Origin of the sequence: Erythrobacter litoralis (assembly GCF_029760855.1) — a bacterium.
Classification (GTDB): domain Bacteria; phylum Pseudomonadota; class Alphaproteobacteria; order Sphingomonadales; family Sphingomonadaceae; genus Qipengyuania; species Qipengyuania litoralis_A.
Map to the genome: position 1 here is coordinate 475,350 of NZ_SOSI01000003.1, position 20,276 is coordinate 495,625.

At 61.4% G+C, this 20,276-nt stretch carries 18 protein-coding genes; 9 read left to right on the top strand and 9 right to left on the bottom strand.

Annotated elements, in window-relative coordinates; translation table 11 throughout:
- Positions 1–35: 35 nt before the first annotated feature.
- The 4 genes from E3U23_RS08045 to hisS form a co-directional block, all read right to left on the bottom strand.
- A complete protein-coding gene (locus E3U23_RS08045) occupies positions 36–749 on the bottom strand; it encodes a DUF4167 domain-containing protein (RefSeq protein WP_279350717.1) in 714 nt (237 codons plus the stop codon).
- Between the two features lie 235 nt (positions 750–984).
- A complete protein-coding gene (gene prmC / locus E3U23_RS08050; RefSeq protein WP_279350718.1) occupies positions 985–1,851 on the bottom strand; it encodes a peptide chain release factor N(5)-glutamine methyltransferase in 867 nt (288 codons plus the stop codon).
- 1 nt (position 1,852) lies between these two features.
- Positions 1,853–2,920: a peptide chain release factor 1 gene (gene prfA, locus E3U23_RS08055; protein WP_279350719.1), complete on the bottom strand. Its 1,068-nt coding sequence runs from the start codon at positions 2,918–2,920 to the stop codon at positions 1,853–1,855.
- Positions 2,921–2,923: 3 nt separating this feature from the next.
- A complete protein-coding gene (gene hisS / locus E3U23_RS08060) occupies positions 2,924–4,183 on the bottom strand; it encodes a histidine--tRNA ligase (protein WP_279350720.1) in 1,260 nt (419 codons plus the stop codon).
- Between the two features lie 94 nt (positions 4,184–4,277).
- Here hisS and E3U23_RS08065 point away from each other — a divergent pair, with 94 nt between their 5' ends.
- Both E3U23_RS08065 and ppa read left to right on the top strand, forming a co-directional pair.
- Positions 4,278–6,221 carry a M61 family metallopeptidase gene (locus E3U23_RS08065; protein ID WP_279350721.1) on the top strand — a complete coding sequence of 648 codons (1,944 nt, stop codon included), beginning with the start codon at positions 4,278–4,280 and terminating at the stop codon, positions 6,219–6,221.
- Between the two features lie 143 nt (positions 6,222–6,364).
- Entirely contained in the window at positions 6,365–6,898 is a 534-nt protein-coding gene (gene ppa, locus E3U23_RS08070; RefSeq protein WP_279350722.1) for an inorganic diphosphatase, read from the top strand.
- Position 6,899: 1 nt separating this feature from the next.
- Here ppa and E3U23_RS08075 read toward each other — a convergent pair whose 3' ends face one another.
- Genes E3U23_RS08075 through E3U23_RS08085 form a run of 3 tightly spaced genes read right to left on the bottom strand, consistent with a single transcriptional unit; the run spans position 6,900 to position 10,032 of the window.
- Positions 6,900–8,276: a mechanosensitive ion channel family protein gene (locus E3U23_RS08075; protein WP_279350723.1), complete on the bottom strand. Its 1,377-nt coding sequence runs from the start codon at positions 8,274–8,276 to the stop codon at positions 6,900–6,902.
- A complete protein-coding gene (locus E3U23_RS08080; protein WP_279350724.1) occupies positions 8,273–9,619 on the bottom strand; it encodes a TldD/PmbA family protein in 1,347 nt (448 codons plus the stop codon). The genes E3U23_RS08075 and E3U23_RS08080 overlap by 4 nt, the downstream gene beginning before the upstream one ends.
- A gap of 38 nt (positions 9,620–9,657) precedes the next feature.
- Positions 9,658–10,032: a hypothetical protein gene (locus tag E3U23_RS08085; RefSeq protein WP_279350725.1), complete on the bottom strand. Its 375-nt coding sequence runs from the start codon at positions 10,030–10,032 to the stop codon at positions 9,658–9,660.
- Between the two features lie 135 nt (positions 10,033–10,167).
- Between E3U23_RS08085 and lptB the strand changes: the two genes are divergently transcribed.
- The 3 genes from lptB (at position 10,168) to ctrA (ending at position 13,270) form a co-directional block, all read left to right on the top strand.
- On the top strand, positions 10,168–10,953 hold the full coding sequence (gene lptB, locus E3U23_RS08090) for an LPS export ABC transporter ATP-binding protein (RefSeq protein ID WP_279350726.1): 786 nt from the start codon (positions 10,168–10,170) through the stop codon (positions 10,951–10,953).
- Positions 10,954–10,990: 37 nt separating this feature from the next.
- A complete protein-coding gene (gene rpoN / locus E3U23_RS08095) occupies positions 10,991–12,436 on the top strand; it encodes an RNA polymerase factor sigma-54 (RefSeq protein WP_279350727.1) in 1,446 nt (481 codons plus the stop codon).
- A 138-nt stretch (positions 12,437–12,574) separates the two neighbouring features.
- Entirely contained in the window at positions 12,575–13,270 is a 696-nt protein-coding gene (ctrA, locus tag E3U23_RS08100; protein ID WP_279350728.1) for a response regulator transcription factor CtrA, read from the top strand.
- Between the two features lie 78 nt (positions 13,271–13,348).
- On the opposite strand, the gene E3U23_RS08105 is transcribed toward ctrA, so the two are convergent.
- Positions 13,349–13,888, bottom strand: coding sequence for a hypothetical protein (locus E3U23_RS08105; protein ID WP_279350729.1), 540 nt, complete (start codon positions 13,886–13,888; stop codon positions 13,349–13,351).
- Positions 13,889–14,228: 340 nt separating this feature from the next.
- On the opposite strand from E3U23_RS08105, the gene trmB reads away from it, so the two are divergent.
- The 4 genes from trmB (at position 14,229) to E3U23_RS08125 (ending at position 17,858) form a co-directional block, all read left to right on the top strand.
- Positions 14,229–14,930, top strand: coding sequence for a tRNA (guanine(46)-N(7))-methyltransferase TrmB (trmB, locus tag E3U23_RS08110; protein ID WP_279350730.1), 702 nt, complete (start codon positions 14,229–14,231; stop codon positions 14,928–14,930).
- A 62-nt stretch (positions 14,931–14,992) separates the two neighbouring features.
- Positions 14,993–16,360 carry an NAD-dependent succinate-semialdehyde dehydrogenase gene (locus E3U23_RS08115; RefSeq protein WP_279350731.1) on the top strand — a complete coding sequence of 456 codons (1,368 nt, stop codon included), beginning with the start codon at positions 14,993–14,995 and terminating at the stop codon, positions 16,358–16,360.
- 11 nt (positions 16,361–16,371) lie between these two features.
- Complete coding sequence (locus tag E3U23_RS08120) at positions 16,372–17,022, top strand: SDR family NAD(P)-dependent oxidoreductase (RefSeq protein ID WP_279350732.1); 651 nt, start codon at positions 16,372–16,374, stop codon at positions 17,020–17,022.
- A gap of 173 nt (positions 17,023–17,195) precedes the next feature.
- Complete coding sequence (locus E3U23_RS08125) at positions 17,196–17,858, top strand: PEPxxWA-CTERM sorting domain-containing protein (protein WP_279350733.1); 663 nt, start codon at positions 17,196–17,198, stop codon at positions 17,856–17,858.
- 61 nt (positions 17,859–17,919) lie between these two features.
- Here the strand turns inward: E3U23_RS08125 and E3U23_RS08130 are convergent, their stop codons facing one another.
- Positions 17,920–20,181 (bottom strand): NADP-dependent malic enzyme, encoded by a 2,262-nt coding sequence (locus tag E3U23_RS08130; RefSeq protein WP_279350734.1) that lies wholly within the window; start codon positions 20,179–20,181, stop codon positions 17,920–17,922.
- Positions 20,182–20,276 lie beyond the last annotated feature (95 nt).

Genomic DNA, 20,276 nt, shown 5'->3' on the forward strand with positions numbered 1-20,276 from the left:
CGGGACGGCGCAGCGCGCACCGAAAGTACTCTCTTTTAGCCTGCGACGCCCACTTCGGCGTCGTCCTCCTGCTTGCGGCGACGGCGACGCGGAGCGGGCTTGGCTTCGCTTTCGTCGCTTCTACCGATCGAGGGCGGAAGCGCCGCAGCGTCGATCTCGCCTTCGACGCCCGGAGCGCCTTCTTCTGTCTTACGGGGTTTGCGCGGCGCACGCGGCTTCTTCGGTGCGTCTGCATTCTTCACGAAGGAATTATCGCCCGCATCGTCCGCGCCGTCATTGTCGTCGCTTTTCGTACGTGGACGGCGACCGCGTGGCGGTTGCCGGTCTTCCCCGTCGCCATCGTCGTCGTTCCGGTTGCGGCGAGCGCGTGCGGGCTGCCGATCGTCCGAATTTTGATCGTCGTCGCGGCGGGCGCGGGGTTGGCGGCGGTTGCGGCGATCGTCGCCCTCGTCCTCGTCGCCATCGTCGTCGTTAGACTGGCGCTCGTCGTCGCGCTTGGCGCGTGCTTCGTCCTGGCGCGCCTTGTTGTCGGCGATGACGCGGAAATAATGGTCGGCGAATTGCAAGTAGTATTCCGCCTGCACCCGGTCGCCGTGATGCTGCGCGTCCTGCGCGAGCTTCTTGTACTTGTCGAGCAGCTGAGGCGCGTTGCCCCGTGCGCGGCTATCGATCCGATTGCCCGAATTGGCACCGCCCTGATTGCGGTTATTGCGTCCGCGACGACGGTTATTATTGCGATTGTTGTTCAAGGGTATCGATCCTCATTCATGGCGCGGCGCGAACCCCCGGTTCGCATCTGGCCGCGTTCCCCCTCGCGTGCATGGTTCCACCACCGTGCACCCGCTCCGGCCTTCATGCATGGTATGCGTTGCCGAGGCCTACGCACCTGAACTGCAATGTCGGAGCATGACGTTGCGCGATACGATCCATATCCCGCAAGTCTTGGACAAGACGTAATGACAAGCCGGGCCTTTGCCAACCCCTTTATGAAAGGACCAGCGCGCGTGCCCGTCCGGCAAGGTCCTGACGCAGCGTAATGGCGAAGCCTTCAGCGGCAAAAATTTCCGTCACGGCATCGGCTTGTGTGTGCCCGATTTCGAAGACCGCGATGCCGCCCGGCTCAATCAACGCGCGAATGTGCGGCGCGAGAAGGCGATAGTCGTCCAGACCATCGGGGCCGGCGAACAGGGCGGAATGCGGTTCGTAGTCGGCAACATCCGGATCGAGCGATGCTGCCGCTTCGATATAGGGGGGGTTGCACAGGACGAGATCGAACCCGCCAAGACCATCGCGCCAACCGGTTTGGGTCCAGTCGCCGACGTCCATCGTGGCGCGATCTCCGAAGCCCAACCGGGCGGCATTGCGGCGTGTGACATTGACTGCTCCTTCGCTCGCATCGAGACCGAAGCCTCTTGCCGTTTTCCACAGATCGAGCGCGGCGAGCAGCAAGGCACCTGTTCCGGTCCCCAGATCGAGGATGCGGCGTGGCGCTCTACGCGAGCCGAACGCTTCGCGAGCCGCTTCGATGAGCGTTTCGCTGTCGCTGCGCGGGATCAGCGTGTTCGGGCTGACTTCCAAATCTAGGCCGTAGAATTCTTGCCGGCCGACGATATGGGCGACGGGCTCGTATGCGAGCCGCCGTTGGATCAGCGCTTCGAATGCCGATGGAGCTTCATCGCGCATGGCATGGATCAGCATGTGGGATCTCGTCGTGCCGAGCGCATGCGCCATGAGCAGTTCGGCATCGAGGCGGGGGGGGTCGCTAGTTTTGCTTAATCGCACGGCGGCTTCGCGCACCGCCACTCCCGCCTCATCCGTTCGCTCCGAGCCCGTCGGAGGGCTGCTTTTCACCCTATTCCTCCAGCGCCGCTAGCCGTTTCGCCTCGTCCTCGGCGATCAGCGCGTCGACCAGTTCGCCCAACCCCGGCCCAGCAATGATCTCCGGCAGCTTGTGCAGGGTCAGCCCGATCCGGTGGTCGGTCACCCGCCCCTGCGGGAAGTTATAGGTGCGGATGCGTTCGGAGCGGTCGCCGCTGCCGACCATCGCCTTGCGCGCCTCGGCCTCCGCACCCTGCGTCGCCTCGCGTTGGGCGTCGTAAAGGCGGGTGCGCAGAACCTGCAGTGCCTTTTCCTTGTTCTTGTGCTGGCTGCGCCCGTCCTGGCAGGTGACGACGGTGCCGGTGGGCAAATGCGTAATGCGGATCGCGCTGTCGGTCGTGTTGACGTGCTGGCCGCCCGCCCCGCTGGCGCGATAGGTGTCGATCTTCAACTCGGTCGGGTCGAGCTGCACGTCCACCTCGTCCGGTTCGGGCAGCACGGCGACGGTAGCCGCCGAGGTATGGATGCGCCCGCCGCTCTCGGTTTCGGGTACGCGCTGCACGCGGTGGACGCCGCTTTCGAATTTCAGCTTGGCGAACACCCCCTTGCCGGTGACGTTGGCGACGATTTCCTTGAACCCGCCGACCTCGCTCGCATTCATGCTGACCGGTTCGATCTGCCAGCCCTGTTCGGCGGCGAAACGTTCGTACATGCGATAAAGGTCGCCCGCGAACAGAGCCGCCTCGTCGCCGCCGGTGCCGGCACGGATTTCGAGCATGGCAGGCTTTGCATCGGCACTGTCGCGCGGCAGCATGGCGACGGCGAGCGCGCGTTCCATTTCGGGCAGCGCCTTGCGCAGGCCTTCCAGTTCCTCCTCCGCCATGGCGCGCATTTCCGGGTCGGCGAGCATCTTTTCCAGTTCCCCCATCTCGCCCCGCGCTGCCTTGACCTTGGCGGCGACGAGGGCGACCGGCTCGAGCTCGGCATAATCGCGTGAGGCCTGGACGAAAGCATCGCCTTCAAGCGTGCCCGACGCCATGCGCGCCTCGAGCTCGGCGAAGCGATGGGCGATCTGGTCGAGGCGTTCGGCTGGGACTTTCATCGGTTACCCGATCGTTCGAGCAGCGAAAATTTCCGCAGCGTCTGCTTCGCGCTCGAAGATGTCGGCAACTGCCGTGAAGGTGTTGGAGTTTGCCCCATCTCGAACGTCGAGCGAAATCAAGACGGCGGGTTCAGCCTTACGCGCTTTGTCATAACGTTTGCGAGGACTACCGGTAGCGAATACTTCGACTGAGAAACCAGCCTTGCGAAAGGCAGCCGCCAGTTCTGCCGCGTCGCTCTCGCGATCGATATTCTCAGCGGCGATCGCGACTTCGAGTTGTTCAATTCTCTTGCTGTCGCAAAGCATCGCCAGCCGTTCAATGCCCGCTGCCCAGCCCACGGCAGGGGTAGGCGCCCCCCCGAGGCTTTCCATCAGGCCATCGTACCGACCGCCGCCGAGGATCGTGCTCTGGCTACCAAGTTTGCTGGCCGCCTCGCTGCCTTCGTCGGGGATGAACTCGAACGCGGTGTGGCGATAATAGTCGAGGCCGCGCACGAGGCTTTCGGCGCGCGTCCATTTCACGCCTGCCGCATCCAGCCCGCTCGTCACAGCATCGAAAAACGCGCGCGCATCGTCCGACAGGAACTGGTCGATCTTCGGCGCATCCACCACGAATTGCCGGTCGCGGCGGTCCTTCGAATCCAGGATGCGCAACGGGTTCTTCTCGAGCCGCTCCTGCGAATCCTCGCTCAGTTCCCCGCGCACGGCTCGAAAATGCTCGACTAGTGCGGCACGCCATGCCTCGCGGCTGTCCCCGTCGCCCAGCGTGTTGAGGTGCAGGGTCACGCCTTCGATGCCCAACTCCTTCAAGAGCTGATCGGCAAAAGCGAGCAATTCCACATCCGCCTGCGGTTCGGCTGCACCGATGATCTCCGCATCGATCTGGTGGAACTGGCGATAGCGGCCCTTTTGCGGCCGTTCGTAGCGGAAGATCGGGCCATGTGTCGCCAGTTTGAGCGGCGCGTGCTGCTGCCAGCCATTGGTGAGGAAGGCGCGCGCGATGCCGGCAGTAAACTCGGGGCGCAGGGTCAGGCTGTCGCCGCCACGATCCTCGAAGGTGTACATCTCCTTGGAGACGATATCCGTCGTCTCGCCGATGGAGCGAGCGAAGACCTCGGTCTTCTCGAACACCGGCATTTCCACCCGGCGGAAGCGGTAGAGCTTTCGCACGCGCTCGAAGGTATCGACCACGAAGGCGAAGGCCTCCGCATCTTGTCCGAAAATGTCCTGCGTGCCGCGAATAGCTTGTGGAGTTTTGCCCATGATGCGCCGCGCCCTAGCGCGTTCGGTGGGAACGGAAAAGCCGCTCGTCGAAGCGATACTTGCCTTGCCGCCAATGGCCTTTCAAAGAAGCGTCATGATCAAACGCTTCGCCCCGCTCGCTTTCGCCGCCCTCGCTGCCCAGCACCCCGCCGCCGCCCAGATACGACCGGAGAGCAACTCGGCGCCCACCGCCCCGTCGCTCGACGATTCGACCCCGCTGCCGCAGGATACGCCATGGCCGGGTGGAACGATCGGCCTGAATATCGACGCGACGGATACGCGCCGCGGGATCTATTCGGTCACGCAGACCTTCCCGTTGCCCGCCGGAACGCGACAGCTCAACTTGCTGCTGCCCGAATGGCTGCCCGGCAAGCACGCGGCGCGCGGTGCTATCAACTTGCTCTCGAACATCCGCTTCACTGCGAATGGCGAAACGCTGACATGGTCGCGCGATCCGTACGATGTGTTCCGCTTCCGGGTGGAGGTGCCCGATGGCGCGTCCGAAGTTGTGGCGACCTTCGTCCACACCTCGCCCGTGACGGGAAGCGAGGGGCGTATCACCATGACGCAGGAAATGCTCAACCTACAATGGGAACAGATGAGCCTCTATCCCGAAGGGCATTACGTCCGCCGCATCGCAGTGCAGCCGATTGTGACGGTGCCTGAGGGTTGGCAAGTCTTCACCGCACTCGACGGGCAACGCCGCAGCGGCAACACGGTCCGCTGGGAACCGACGGATTACGAGACGCTCGTCGATTCGCCGATCTTCGCCGGCGCGTATTCGAAGCAGTGGGAGCTTGGCGAAGGCGTTCGGCTCGATGCGGTGGCCGATGCGCCGAAATATCTCGATCTTGCGCCCGAAAACGCAACCAAGTTCACCGCATTGGCCGAAGAGGCCATTGCCCTGTTCGGCTCGCGCCCGTTTGACCATTACAACATTCTCCTCGCTATGACCGACCGGATGGGCGGCATCGGCCTCGAACATCACCGCTCGAGCGAGAACCAGTACGAACCGGAAGCCCTCATGAAGTGGGACGAGTTCGACTGGGATCACAATGTCGTCAGCCACGAGATCGTGCATAGCTGGAACGGCAAGTACCGCCGTCCGGTGGGGCTTTGGACACCCGATTACCGCACGCCGATGGATGACACTTTGCTGTGGGTCTATGAAGGGCAGACCCAGTTCTGGGGGTGGGTCCTTGCCGCGCGTTCCGGCTTTCAGTCGAAGGACACCATTCTCGGCAATTTCGCCAATGCTGTGGCGAATTACTCCGAAGGGCAGCCGGGCCGCGCATGGCGCAGCGTGCAGGATACGACCTACGATCCGATCATCAATTCACGCGCGCCCTTACCGTATAGCTCGCTCCAGCGCAGCGAGGACTATTACGTCGAAGGCGCACTGACATGGCTCGAAGCCGACCAGATTATCCGGAACGGCACACGCGGCCGGCGCGGGCTCGACGATTTCGCCAAGGTGTTCTTCGGCAGTGCGGACGGCGATTACGGTGAGAAGACGTACGATTTCGACGAGGTCGTGGCTGCGCTGAACGGCATCTACGAGTACGATTGGGCAACCTTCCTCGACACGCGCCTTCGCCAGCCGAACCAGCCCGCGCCGACGCGCGGCCTAGAGATGGCCGGATACGAACTCGTCTGGAAGGACGAACCCAATCCTTACGCCAAGGGCCGAATGCAGTATTCGAACTATCTCGACCTGTTCTATTCGCTCGGTATCAATCTCTCTTCCGAAGGCACGGTGACGAGCACCCTTTACGACGGCCCGGCCTTCGATGCGGGCATCGTCAACGGCGCGCAGATCGTGGCCGTGAACGGAGATGCCTATTCCACCGATACGATGCGCGATGCCGTTACCGCTGCCAAGGAGAGCGACGACCCGATCGAACTGCTGGTCAAGCGCGGCGAGCGCTACGATACCGTAACGGTCGATTATAGCGGCGGCCTGCGCTATCCTTGGATCGAGCCGACCGGCGATGGCGAACAGGGCCTCGACCGCTTGCTCGCATCAAGAATCAAGTGATCCCGCCTATCGAATTTTAGGTCGGCGTTTACCGATCGAGATTAAAGGCGTCGGGCGCTTGCCCTTTATGAAGGCGCTGGCTACGCCGCGCGCCGACTTGGCTATCTCCTTAAGGAAACGGCTGCAACATTCGAGAGACCTCCATGCGTATCGATATGATCCCGATCGGCGACAATCCGCCGGAAAGCCTCAACGTCATCATCGAAGTGCCGACCGGCGGCGAACCCGTAAAATACGAGTTCGACAAGCAGTCGGGTGCATTGTTCGTCGACCGCATCCTGCACACGCCGATGCGCTATCCCGCGAATTACGGCTTTGTGCCCCATACCCTTTCGCCCGATGGCGATCCGCTCGATGCGCTGGTCATCGCCCGCTCGCCCTTCATTCCGGGCTGCGTGGTGCGCGCCCGCCCCATTGGCGTGCTTAACCTCGAAGACGAGCATGGCGGCGATGAAAAGCTGGTCTGCGTCCCGGTCGACACGACCTTCCCGTATTATTCGGACGTCGGCGAAACCAAGGATCTGCCGAGCATCATCTTCGCGCAGATCGAACACTTCTTCACCCACTATAAGGATCTGGAGAAGGAAAAGTGGGTTCGCATCGGCGCTTGGGGCGATGCCGCGGAAGCCAAGCGGATTACGCTCGAATCGATCGAACGCTGCAAAAACGGCGGCTAGATCACTCCACCGGGCGCGAATGGTCGAGCAGGTCCTTGTCCTGCTCGCCCCCGCTCTGGCGGCGCTCGTCCTCAACCATATCTTCGATCTCGTCGACCGGACGAACGTCTTCGTCGTGGTGAGTCGAGCTTAGCTGCTGCACCTGCTTCTTCGGTGCTTCGCTTTCCTGTGACTGGTTAGCTTCCCCGAACGGCACGTTCGCGGAGCGTGGATCGAAGCGCAGGCGATAGATCGGCTCGGGCAAGCCGAAGCCCGCATTTTCGAGCGCGGTCTTTACTGCCGGAATAGCGCGGCTCTGCGCCTTCCACCAATCCGTTTCGGTCTGGTCGACCCAACCAAGGAACCGGATGACCACGTTCGAATCGCCCACCTCGATGATACGACCCTCGGCTGGCGGCTTATCGAGGATGAAGGGCAAGGCCTGCAACGTTTCGCGCCCGAGCTTGCGCGCGGCCAGCGCGTCGTCGTCGGCATCCACGCCGAGATCGAACTGGAACCGACGCTGCGGATTGCGGGTAAAATTGGTGATGACCGCCTTGAACACCTGACTGTTCGGCACGCGCAGATGATTGCCGTCCAGCGTCATCAGCACGGTCGCGCGGCTGGTGAGGCGGATCACACGACCCTCCAGATCGTCGATCAGCACCCAGTCGTTGCCGCGAAACGGTTGCCGGAGACTGAGCATGAGCGAGGCGACGTAATTCTCGATCGTATCGCGCAATGCGAAACCCAGCGCGAGGCCGATGACGCCCGCGCCGCCGAGGACCGCGCCGAGCAGCGCCCCCGCCCCGATAATATCCAGTGCGACGACCAGACCGCCCACGATGAACACGAAGCGAATCGCGCTGGCGATCAACTCTTCGAGAAAGCCGTTGGGGGCGATGCGGCTCCACAGCCCACCGAGGCCGGCAAGAAGATAACCGATAAGGGCGATTGCCCCCCAGACGACGAGTGCGAAGCCGAACAGGGGCAGCATCGCGAGGAAATCGTTCAGCTTGCCTGTCAGGGTGGCAAGACCGCCGGCTTGGGAAGACAGCGAGACATCGCGTTCGAGACCATTCTCGACCGTGACGACGCCCGATACCCTTCCCGCGATCTCCTCGGCCCTGGCAATATCCTCCTGCTGTGGCACCTCGCCCACGAGCGTGACCACGCCCTCCCTTACCGAAACGCGCACGTTCCGGAACGCCGGCAGTTCGGCGAAGATGCCGCTGATACGCCCGGATATGCGGTCGTCATCACCCGCATTTTGCGTGTTGTCGATCGGCTGGGCGGGGGCGGTGGGCTCGGGCGAGGCAGTTTCGGCAGGCGCGGCAGGAAGCATGGCCGCAGCTGGCGAGGCGGCACATAGAGCGAGCGCGGCGAGGAGGCCCTTCACTGCCCCGCCACCATCATGCCGTCGATCCGCAAGGTCGGCACGTTTATCGCGCGGTGCATGGCGAGATCGTCGGCGGGCGTCATGGCGCGATACATCTCCAGTAGATTTCCTGCGATGGTGATTTCCGCCACCGCCCCGGCGATCTCGCCATTATGAATGCGAAAGCCAGTGGCCCCGCGGCTGTAGTCGCCGGTTACGCCGTTGACGCCCTGCCCGAACAGCGAGGTAACATAGAGACCGTCGGCGATATCGGCCATAAGGGAAGCGGGCGAAACACGACCAGGGTCGAGATGGACGTTGGAGACGGATACCCCGGGCGCCCCTGCCCCGCCGCGCGACGCATTGCCTGTGAGGCCGAGGCCGAGCTGATCGGCGGATGCGACGTTGGTGAGCCAGCCGCCGATCCGTCCGCCCTCCACCAATGCCTTTTCACGTGTCGGCACGCCTTCGCCGTCGAATGCGCGCGACCGGAGGCCGCGCGGTCGGAAGGGATCTTCCACGATTCGGATGGCGGGATCGAACAGGTCTTCCTCTTCGCGCCCGAGCAGGAACGTCGCCTTGCGGGCGGCCGCCGGCGCCGACATGGCTGCGACGAGGTGTCCGATGAGCCCTGATCCCACGCGCGGATCGAAGACGACCGGCATTGTACGGCTCGGCAGCGATCCGGGATCGAGCCGAGCAACCGCGCGCTCGCCGGCCTTGCGACCGATCTCGTCAAAGGACGGCAAATCGGCGCGATGCCTGGCACTGCGCATGGCATAATCGGTCTGCATCCGGCTGCCCTCGCCCGCGATGACGCTGGCCGAAAGCGCATAGCCCGAGGTGGCATAGCCTTTCGCGAAGCCGTTGGATGTCACCAGAGCCGCGACCGAGCGACTGGCGGATGCACTGCCGCCATCGCTATTGGTCACGCCTTTCACCGCGCGCGCTGCGTCTTCCGTGGCCGCGGCGGCCTCGCGCAGATAAGCGGGTTCGATTTCCGAGAGATCGGCCAGATCGAGATCGGGCACGGGACCGCCGAACAGCTTGTCCTGCGGAGCTAAGCCGGCATGCGAGTCTTCCAGCGCAATGCGCGCCATCTCGACCGCGCGTTCGGCGAGGGCGGCAAGGCTTGCAGGTAGAAAATCGCTTGTGCTGATCGAGGCCGACCTTCTCCCGACAAAGACCCGCAGACCGATCTCTTCGCTTTCCGAACGCTCGACTTCCTCCAGCTTGCCGAGTCGCACGGTGACGCTCTCGGATGCATCGGCGCTCGCGACCGCGTCGGCGGCGCTCGCGCCGTTCTTTAGCGCTAGGGAGACGAGTTCGTCGCAGCGCGCGAGCGCGGTATCGGTATCGATCATGCCCGCCTAACGCAGCAGCAGGCTGAAGAGGTCCGGCGTCAGAGGGTTTGCGTCGCCAAGCGGAACACGAGCGTGATCAGGAAGGGCAGTCCGATTGCCGTCGCCCACAGCCCCATGAGATCGCTGCGGAATGTGGGCAGGAGGGAAGGATCGGCGGCCTGCTCGTCGGTCAAATCCTTCCAGCGCGCTTCGAACCAGCGGCAAGCCGGAATGATACCGGCGACGAGCAATATGAGCGCGACGTATGGCAGGATCGACGGCAAACCATCCTGCAAGGCTTTGACCGTCAGGAATATCTGCAAGCCGGTATACACGATCAGCGCCGTTGCGACGTGATTGCTCATCGACCGTCGCAAATCGCGCGTCGCGGCTGTCTTCGGGCGGGCTGCCCGCCCTTGGATGGCTTTGGCCATACCTTTTCTCCCAGCAATGTCTCCCTATACGCATCCTTTCAGATCGCCGCCCTCGTGGCAAGATTGCCGCGTATTTCGCTGATACGTGCGCGCTTCGGGGTTTTCGCCGAACCATAGCGTGCTATGCCGTTCGCCATGGCCGATACGACGTTCAATACCGACAGCGCGGCACTGCCCGATGCCGCTCCGCCCATTCCGCAGGGCGGCCTCGAAGTCGTGTCGATCGCCAAAAGCTACGACAAGCGCGCCGTCCTGACGGACATCTCATTGTCGGTCGGCAAGGGCGAGGTGCTCGGCCTGCTCGGTCCGAATGGTGCCGGCAAGACGACCTGCTTCTACTCCATCATGGGCCTGGTGCGCCCGGACAGCGGCCGCATCCTCATGGACGGTGAGGATGTGACCAAGCTGCCGATGTATCGCCGTGCGATCCTTGGTCTCGGCTACTTACCGCAGGAAACCAGCATCTTTCGCGGCATGACCGTGGAGCAGAACATTGCCTGTGTCCTCGAGATGGTCGAGCCCGACAAGACCACCCGCGAAGCCGAATTGAACCGCCTGCTGGACGAATTCGGTTTGCAACGCTTGCGGACAAGCCCGGCCATGGCGCTTTCGGGCGGTGAGCGCCGCCGCGCGGAAATCGCGCGCGCCCTCGCCGCCAAACCGTCCATCATGCTGCTCGACGAACCCTTTGCCGGGATCGATCCCCTTTCGATCAGCGACATCCGCGATCTCGTCGCCGATCTGAAAACCCGCGGGATCGGCGTGCTCATCACCGATCACAATGTGCGCGAGACCCTGGAAATCGTCGACCGTGCCTGCATCATCTATGGTGGGCAGGTGCTGTTCGCCGGTACGCCGCAAGACCTAGTGGCAGACGAAAACGTGAAACGGCTTTATCTCGGCGAAAGCTTTACGTTGTAATGATGCTGCCACCTTGTAATTCGGAGTAGCTCTTTTCGTGGCCCTAGGCCCTCGCCTCGACCTGCGACAAACGCAATCGCTGGTAATGACGCCGCAACTGCAGCAGGCGATCAAATTGCTGGCGCTCTCCAATCTCGAGATCGAAAGCTTCGTTTCGGAAGCGCTCGAAGCCAATCCCCTGCTCGAAATCGGCGAGACGCGCAGCGAGACAAGCGAACCCGAACGCGCAGCGCAAGAACACGATGCAAGCCCCGGCCCCGACGGCGGAGAAGCTCTCGATATTGCCGATCATGCGCTCGATCCCGAATCGGCCCCCGGCGATAGCGGCGACTGGTCGCGCGCGGCTTCGGGTGCGTCGTCAGAAGATACGCCGTTCCTCGAAAACCGGACCGACGATGGCCCCTCGCTTGCCGAACATCTCTCGGCGCAGATCGGCGGGATCGCCGGGGATCGCCGCGAAGCCCTGATCGCGCAGCGGATCATCGCGGAGCTCGACGATGCCGGTTATCTCCATAGCGATCTGCGCTATCTCTCGGACGAACTCGGCGCACCACTTGCGGAAATCGAACGGGGTCTCGCACTCGTCCAGCAACTCGATCCGACCGGCGTCGGCGCGCGGACCTTGGGCGAGTGCCTGGCGCTGCAGGCGAAGGAAGCCGATCGCTACGATCCCTGCATGGCACGGTTGATCGACAATCTCGATCTCGTGGCGAAGGGAGACGTCTCGAAGCTCAAGCGGCTGTGCGAAGTCGATGACGAAGATTTTGCCGAAATGCTCGCCGAATTACGGACCTACGACCCCAAGCCCGGCTGCCGTTTCGGAGGAGCGTCACACGCCGCCGTCGTGCCCGACGTGATCGTCGAACAGCTGCCTTCAGGTGGCTGGAATATCCGCATCAACGAAGAGACGTTGCCGCGTCTCGTCGTCAACCGCGACTATTATGTCGAACTCGACAAGGGGGCGCACGACAAGAAGGCGAAGGCGTGGCTCAACGAACAGCTTGGCGAAGCGGACTGGCTGATACGCGCTCTGGACCAGCGCCAGAAAACGATCCTCAAAGCCGCCAGTGAAATTCTGCGTCGACAGGAAGGCTTCTTCCGCGAAGGGATCTCGGCGATGAAGCCGCTGACCCTGCGCGAAGTGGCGGAAACGATCGATATGCACGAATCCACCATCAGCCGGGTCACCAGCAACAAATATCTCAGCTGCCCCCGTGGAACCTTCGAAATGAAATACTTCTTTTCGAGCGGCGTACCTGCGGCAGATGGCGAAGGTGCCAGTTCACAAGCCATCAAGGCGCGGATCAAAGCCCTGTGCGACGGGGAGGAGGCGAAAAAAGTGCTTTCCGACCAAAAACTTGCCGACCTACTGAAAGACGAAGGCTTCGACCTCGCTCGCCGGACGGTCGCTAAATATCGCGAAGCCATCGGTATCGGCTCGTCTGCCGAGAGACGTCGCCAGAAGAAGCTCCTGTCCTTTTAGGCTTCGAAAGCTGCGTAGAAAAAGTTAATACCTTTTACCCGCCGTTAACCTTTCTCGTTCATTTCCGCAGTGGTTAACGAGCGACAACACCTCTTATCTGAAGGTTACTGGAAACACTGGGCAACGGGGGGACGACCCATGCGCGTACTGCTGATCGAAGACGAACCGACTACTTCCAAGGCGATCGAGCTCATGCTCACGACCGAGGGCTTCAACGTTTACGCCACCGATCTCGGCGAGGAAGGCCTCGATCTCGGCAAGCTCTACGATTACGATATCATTCTGCTCGATCTCAATCTGCCGGACATGCACGGCTACGATGTCCTAAAGAAACTGCGCGTCGCCAAGGTGCAGACGCCGGTACTGATCCTTTCGGGTATTGCCGAGATGGACAGCAAGATCCGCAGCTTCGGCTTCGGCGCGGACGATTACGTCACCAAGCCGTTCCACCGCGAAGAACTGATTGCCCGCATCCAGGCGGTGGTTCGCCGGTCCAAGGGGCACAGCCAGTCGATCATCGCGACCGGCAAACTGGCAGTCAATCTCGATGCAAAGACGGTGGAAGTCGACGGGGCACGCGTACACCTGACGGGCAAGGAATATGCGATGCTCGAGCTGCTTTCGCTGCGCAAGGGCACGACGCTGACTAAGGAAATGTTCCTCAACCACCTCTATGGCGGGATGGACGAGCCCGAACTCAAGATCATCGACGTGTTCATTTGCAAGCTGCGCAAAAAACTGAGCCATGCCTGCGGCGGCGAGAATTACATCGAGACCGTGTGGGGGCGCGGTTACGTGCTACGGGATCCGAACGAGGAAGCCGAAGCCGCCTGAATTAAAAGTTCGTCACCACTCAGCAAGCTGGCCCCGGAGCGCAAACTCCGGGGCCTTTTTTAGCTTGGACGATATAGCCTAGAACGCGAAGCTGACCTTGCGACGCCCCTTGGCCGAACGCATCATTCCGCCGAGTGCGAAGAAGCCAAGCAGCATCGTCATCCATGTGCCGGGTTCGGGAACTGCGCCGCCAACCTGGGACACCGTAAGCAGTCCGCCTGTCGGTGTCGCCGCCCCGCCGGTCAAACGGAATTCACCGAGAAAGAAAACGGGATTTGTCGTCGAACCATCGAACAGATCGGGGCCATTGAAAAATCCGGAGAAGTTCGTCGAAGCAATTCGAAGCGTGGTAATCAACCCAGTACCGAAGGTTACATCCGCCATCGTGCTGGTTCCATTGGCGCTCGAGAAAGATCCGCTCACATCGTCGTATCGCACACGTGCCGATGTGCCGAAGTTCAATGCAGCGTCGGGCGCAGTCGTATCATCAAGAGTGAATTCGAAATTGCGTCCGTCGTCCCCATCGAAATCGAACAGAAGGGTGGCGGCGTTGGCATTGATCGGAGCCGAAACGACAGTAATTCCCGCACATAGAAACAACGCTTTTTTCAATTTCATATTCTGACCCTTTTTTCTGAATTAGGATGTACTCTATTCTTAATACGATAGTTTCACATTCCATCTAAATTACAAATCGACGAACTACCGGATAAAGATACTAATGCCGGCCGCCTTCATACCAAATTTACCATAGCTTTCTCTTCGTCTTGTCCGTTTAACGAGGCAACAGATGATCAAATCTTTTTTTCGCCTGTGTCACCGAGGAACAGGCGCGCCACCGCAAAGGACAGCTATTTACATCTCTCGGCAGATGTGAGCGCGCCTTCTTTCTAAATGGCCTGCACAGAAATTGGCCTCGCGCTTGAAACGCGCCGATGCCAGCTATAACCGCCTTTCGATGAGCGCATTCAAAGACGGCGATCCCACCACTCTCGGCAGGTTATACGGGCGCAGCCAAGGCAAGCCCTTGCGCGGTGCGCAGCAGGATTTGATCGAGAACCTCCTCCCGCAAATCGCGGTCCCGGATGAGGGTGAGATAACCGCCGAAGGCCTGTTCGGCGATGCGCGACCGCTGCATTTCGAGATCGGGTTCGGCGGCGGGGAGCATCTGGCCTACCGCGCCGACCTGTTGCCGGATCACGGTTTCATCGGGGCCGAGCCTTTCGTCAACGGTGTCGCCCAGGCGCTGACCCATGTGCGCGACGGCGGCCTCGCGAATGTGCGGCTCCATGCCGGCGATGCACTGGACGTGCTACGCCGCATTCCCGACAGCTCGCTGACGATGCTCTACCTCCTGCATCCCGATCCATGGCCCAAGAACAAACATGCCAAGCGCCGCATGATGAACGATGGCCCCGTGCAAATGTTCGCCCACAAGCTGAAGCCGGGCGGCGAATTCCGGTTCGGGACCGATCACCCGATCTATCTTCGGCATGCGCTGATGGTGATGCGGCGGCATACGGACCAGTTCGAATGGCAGGTCGAAGGACGACATAGCTGGGACACCCGCCCCTCCGGCTGGCCCGAAACCCGCTACGAGCGAAAGGCGCGCGACGTGTTCGGCCACGAAGTGTGGTATTTCCGCTTCCGGCGACGCTGAAAGGCGGAACGCTGCGGGCCTCGCGGCCATTAAGGGTATGACCGTCCGATAAGGAGCATCCCTTGATCACCACTACCAATCCCGCGACCGGCCAGACCATCGCGGAATACGAAGAACTCGACCAGAACGGCATCGACGCCAAACTGGAAACCGCTACGCGCACCTATGGCCATTGGAAGACTTCGCCGATCGAACAACGAACGGCTGTGCTGAAAAAGCTGAGCGAACTCTACGAGGCCAATCAGGAAGACTTGGCCAAGCTCGCCACGACAGAAATGGGCAAGCCGATCACGCAGGCCCGCTCGGAAGTGGAAAAATGCGCGAGCCTGTTCGCCTATTTTGCCGAACACGGGCCGCCCATGCTGGAGTCGCAGTTCTGGGATCTGTCCGATGGCGGCAAGGCCGAAGGCCGCTGGCTGCCGCAGGGTCCGGTGCTGGCCGTGATGCCGTGGAACTTCCCCTATTGGCAAGTCGTGCGCTTCCTCGCGCCGACGATCCTTGCCGGCAATGTGGGCGTCTTGAAGCATGCAAGCATCGTACAAGGCGTCGCCGCGCGAATGGAGGAACTAGTGCTCGAGGCAGGCGCGCCGGAAGGGCTGTTCCAGAACCTGTGCGTTTCGTCCGATCCGATCGCCGATGTCATCGCGGATACTCGCATCGTCGCCGCGACGCTGACAGGTAGCGAGGGCGCCGGTGCTGCGGTGGCGCAGCAGGCGGGTAAGCACCTGAAGAAGGTGGTGCTGGAACTTGGCGGCTCCGATCCTTTCATCGTCATGCCGTCCGCCGATATGGACCAGGCGGTGGAGGATGCGGTTACGGCCCGCATCCAGAACAACGGCCAATCGTGCATCTGCGGCAAACGCACCATCGTGCACGCCGACATCTACGACGACTTCGCTGACCGCTTCGTCGCGGCCTTGAAAGACGTGAAGCTCGGCGATCCGATGGACGATGATACCGAACTCGGCCCGCTATCGAGCGAGGACCAGCGCGACACCGTGCTGGACCAGGTAGCGAAGGCGAAGGAGGAAAGTTGCACCCTGATGTTCGGCGGCGAGAAGCTCGACCGTGACGGGGCGTGGATGACGGCCGGTCTGCTGACCGATGTCCCTATCGGCAGCAAAACCGGGACCGACGAGATCTTCGGCCCGGTCGGCCAGCTTTACCGCGCGAAGGACCGCGACGACGCGCTGACCATCGCCAATGCCATCCCTTTCGGCCTCGGCTCTGCCGTCTGGACCAAAGATGATGACGAGAAGGCATTTTTCGCGAATGGCATCGAGGCCGGAATGACGACGTTCAACGCCGTCAACGGCTCGAAGATCGAGGCACCCTTCGGTGGCATCAAGCGCTCGGGCCACGGACGCGAACTTGCGCAGTTCGGCCTTCACGAATTCATGAACCTCAAGACGCTGGTTTACCCGGCATAGGAGCAATTACCATGGCAAAGACAATTCTCATCGTCGGTGCATCGCGTGGCATCGGCCTCGGCCTTGCAAAGGAATTCAAGAGCCGCGGCTGGGACGTTATCGGCACCGAACGCGACCGCAGCGACGAATTACATGGCCTCGACGGCGTCCGCATCGAAACGATGGATGTCACCAAACCGGAAACCTTTACCGATTTCGACACGGAGCTCGACGCCGTGATCGTCAATGCGGGGATTACCGGTGCCGAGCATCAGGATGCCGCCAAGGCGACGGCAGACGAAGTGGCACATGTGATGATGACCAACGCTTTCGGCCCGGCCCACCTTGCCAAGGTGATCCTGCCCAAAATCAAGGACGGCGGCACGCTCGCCATGATGACTTCGCTAATGGGCTCGATCGAGGATAGCTCGGGCGGATACGACCTCTATCGCACCAGCAAATGCGCGCAGAACATGCTGGCCAAGGGTATTGCCGAACAAAACGCCAATTCGCGCGGCATTGCCGTCCTTTCCCTGCACCCCGGCTGGGTCCAGACCGATATGGGCGGCCCGAATGCCAAAATCACGGTCGAAGAAAGTGCCAAAGGCCTCGCCGAGGTTATCGAACAAGCGGACGGCGGCTATCGTTATCTCGATTACAGCGGGAAAGAACTGGCATTTTAAGTCTTTGATACAAGACATAAAACGAACGTATCGATAGGATTTTCCTACTGTCTTCGAACTTCGCGACGCATAGACAGTCTTGCAAAAGCCCGGATTGCTGGTTAATTTTCGGTTAACTTCTTGGTCGAATCAAGAGGGTGTCGGGTCGTTAACTCAATCCGAGGGACTTGAATATGAGATATATAAATAGCTTAGCGGTAAGCACTGCGGCGGCACTTGCGGTGATCGCGCCCGCCACGGCCAACGCTGTGACTGTTCTGGATTTCGAAGGTATCGGCGATCAACAACCGGTCGGTGATTTCTATGCACCGGATTTCGTGTTTTCCCCCGATACACTCGCGATTATCGATCAGGACGCCGGAGGAACCGGCAATTTTGCGAATGAGCCTTCCGCAAGTACAGTGATGTTCTTTCTGAACTCCAACAATGCGGTCCTGAACGCGTTGAATGGGTTCGATACGGGCTTTTCGTTTTTCTATTCCTCGTCGACAGCGGCAACCGTAAACATCTGGAGCGGCTTGAACGCTACGGGAACGCTGCTTGGCAGCATAAACCTTGCCGCGCAGAACACAGTGAATTGCGGTGGCGACCCGACCGGCACCTTTTGCAACTTCACGAATATCGGAACCACCTTCGAAGGAACTGCCTTTTCCATCGATTTCGGCGGAACTGCCAACCAGACCGCGTATGACAACATCACGTTCGGTTCGGCCACTGCCGGCGGTGCCGTTCCCGAACCTGCGACTTGGGCCTTGTTTATCCTCGGCTTCGCGCTGGTCGGCGGGGCGCTGCGTTCGAAGCGACTCAATCGTATGACCACCATTCGGTATAGTTGAAAAAACTCTATTTATCGGTGCCGCACCTCTCGAAAGGGCTGCGGCACCGAACGTTTTCTAACTAACCTACCACGCCGGCGCTCGCCAAAACGGCGAGCGTCAGGACGTCCGGTGCAATGGCCGTCATCGGCGCGATCTGCACTGGCTTTTCCATTCCGATCATCATCGGGCCGACGGTGGCCGCATCGCCCAGTTCGCGTAGCAGCTTGGCCGAAAGGTTGGCCGATTGCAGTCCGGGCATGATGAGGACGTTTGCCGGACCCGACAGGCGGCTGAAGGGGTATAGCCCCATCACCGTGGGGTTGAGCGCGGCATCGGGCGCCATTTCGCCTTCGTATTCGAAGCCCGGCTCCTCTGCATCGAGGATGGCCACCGCATCGCGGATATTGTTGAGCCATTGCCCGCTGGGATTGCCGAAAGTCGAATAAGACAGGAACGCCACACGCGGTTCGTGCCCCATCCGCCGCGCGACTGCCGCGGTCTCTTTGGCTATATGCGCCAGCTCTTCCGAAGTCGGCCGCTCGTTCATAGTGGTGTCGGCGAGGAAAGTGGTGTGGTTCTTCCCGATCAGCATGTGTATGCCGAAAGCCAGACCGCCCGGCTTTTCGTCCAGCACTTTGGCGATCTCGCGCGCCGTCTGTGCGAAGGTGCGCGTCAGGCCGGAGATCATCCCGTCCCCATGGCCAAGCGCCACCAGCAGGGCGGCGAACACGTTGCGCTCCTGATTGACCATGCGGCCCACGTCGCGTTCGGTATAGCCGCGGCGTTGCAGGCGCTTGTAGAGGAAATCGACCATCGCCGGCACCTTGTCGGACACGAGCGAGTTCTCGATGATCCAGTCGTCCGGATCGTCCACCGCCAGCTCGACCAGCTTCTCGCGCACCTTTTCGGTCCGCCCGACGAGGATCGGTTCGCCATAGCCATAGTCTCGGAACTGGATTGCCGCGCGCAGGGCGACGTCTTCTTCCGCCTCGGCGAACACCATCCGTTTGGGGTTGGCCTTCGCGATCTCGTAAATGTTCGTAAGCGCCGCTGTCGTGGGGTTGAGGCGCGACTTCAGCGCGATCCGGTATTCTTCGAAATCCTCGATCGGCGCCTGCGCAACGCCTGAGTCCATTGCCGCCTGGGCGACCGCGCTGGAAACAACCTCCATCAGCCGCGGATCGAACGGAGCGGGAATGATATAATCGGTGCCGAACTGGTGGCTGACGCCATAGGCCGCCGCGACTTCCTCTGGCACCCGCTCGCGCGCCAACTGGGCGATGGCGCGCGCGGCGGCGATCTTCATTTCCTCGTTGATCGCGGTCGCCTGCACATCGAGCGCGCCCCGGAAGATGAAGGGGAAGCCGAGGACATTGTTGACCTGGTTCGGATAATCGCTGCGCCCGGTCGCAATAATCGCGTCGGGGCGCACGGCCTTTGCCTCTTCCGGCATGATTTCGGGGATCGGGTTCGCCATTGCGAAGAGGATCGGCCTGTCGGCCATCTCCGCGATCCATTCGGGCTTGAGGGCACCGGCGGCAGACAGGCCGAGGAATATGTCCGCGCCTTTCAGGGCCTCGTGCAAATCCTTCGCATCGGTCGGCACGGCATGTGCGCTTTTCCATTGGTCGACATTCTCGCGGCCCGGCGTGATGGGGCCCGAACGGTCGCACACGATGACGTTCTCGTGCGGCATGCCCATTGCCTTCACCAGCGCGGTACAGGCGAGCGCGCTCGCGCCCGCGCCATTCACCACCATCCGGCAATCCTTTAGCTTGCGCCCGGTCAGGTGACAGGCGTTGATCAAGCCAGCGGCGGCGATGATCGCGGTGCCATGCTGATCGTCGTGCATCACCGGGATGTTCATCTTCTCTCGCAAAGCCTGCTCGATGATGAAGCATTCGGGCGCGGCGATGTCTTCAAGGTTGATGCCGCCGAAGCTCGGCTCCATCAGCGCCACCGCATTGATGAACGCTTCGGGAACCTCGGTATCGAGTTCTAAATCGATGGAATCAACATCGGCGAAGCGCTTGAACAGCACCGCCTTGCCTTCCATGACCGGTTTGGACGCCAGCGCGCCCAGATTGCCGAGGCCAAGGATCGCCGTCCCGTTGGAGATGACCGCCACGAGGTTGGAGCGGGCGGTGTATTTCGCCGCGCATTTCGGATCGGCGGCGATCGCTTCCACCGGCGCCGCGACGCCCGGCGAATAGGCGAGGCTGAGATCGCGCTGCGTCGCCATGGGTTTCGACGCGATGATCTCGATCTTACCGGGGCGGATCGTCTCGTGATAGAACAGCGCCTCGCGGGTGGTGAAGGCGGTCGGTTTCTCGTCGGCCATGATCGTCCTTGTCGTTGGTCGGCCATGCCCTAAGGGCATTCTAAGCCAAGTCATAGGGGAAAGACGCCCCCTTCCGCTTCCCGAATCGGTTGCCC

Coding starts and splice junctions, on each gene's coding strand:
- E3U23_RS08120 (WP_279350732.1), top strand. CDS start 16,372: ATGGCAAAGACAATTCTCATCGTCGGTGCATCGCGTGGCATCGGCCTC.
- E3U23_RS08105 (WP_279350729.1), bottom strand. CDS start 13,888: ATGAAATTGAAAAAAGCGTTGTTTCTATGTGCGGGAATTACTGTCGTT.
- hisS (WP_279350720.1), bottom strand. CDS start 4,183: ATGGGCAAAACTCCACAAGCTATTCGCGGCACGCAGGACATTTTCGGA.
- prfA (WP_279350719.1), bottom strand. CDS start 2,920: ATGAAAGTCCCAGCCGAACGCCTCGACCAGATCGCCCATCGCTTCGCC.
- E3U23_RS08130 (WP_279350734.1), bottom strand. CDS start 20,181: ATGGCCGACGAGAAACCGACCGCCTTCACCACCCGCGAGGCGCTGTTC.
- E3U23_RS08065 (WP_279350721.1), top strand. CDS start 4,278: ATGATCAAACGCTTCGCCCCGCTCGCTTTCGCCGCCCTCGCTGCCCAG.
- ctrA (WP_279350728.1), top strand. CDS start 12,575: ATGCGCGTACTGCTGATCGAAGACGAACCGACTACTTCCAAGGCGATC.
- E3U23_RS08085 (WP_279350725.1), bottom strand. CDS start 10,032: ATGGCCAAAGCCATCCAAGGGCGGGCAGCCCGCCCGAAGACAGCCGCG.
- ppa (WP_279350722.1), top strand. CDS start 6,365: ATGCGTATCGATATGATCCCGATCGGCGACAATCCGCCGGAAAGCCTC.
- E3U23_RS08080 (WP_279350724.1), bottom strand. CDS start 9,619: ATGATCGATACCGATACCGCGCTCGCGCGCTGCGACGAACTCGTCTCC.
- trmB (WP_279350730.1), top strand. CDS start 14,229: ATGAGCGCATTCAAAGACGGCGATCCCACCACTCTCGGCAGGTTATAC.
- lptB (WP_279350726.1), top strand. CDS start 10,168: ATGGCCGATACGACGTTCAATACCGACAGCGCGGCACTGCCCGATGCC.
- E3U23_RS08125 (WP_279350733.1), top strand. CDS start 17,196: ATGAGATATATAAATAGCTTAGCGGTAAGCACTGCGGCGGCACTTGCG.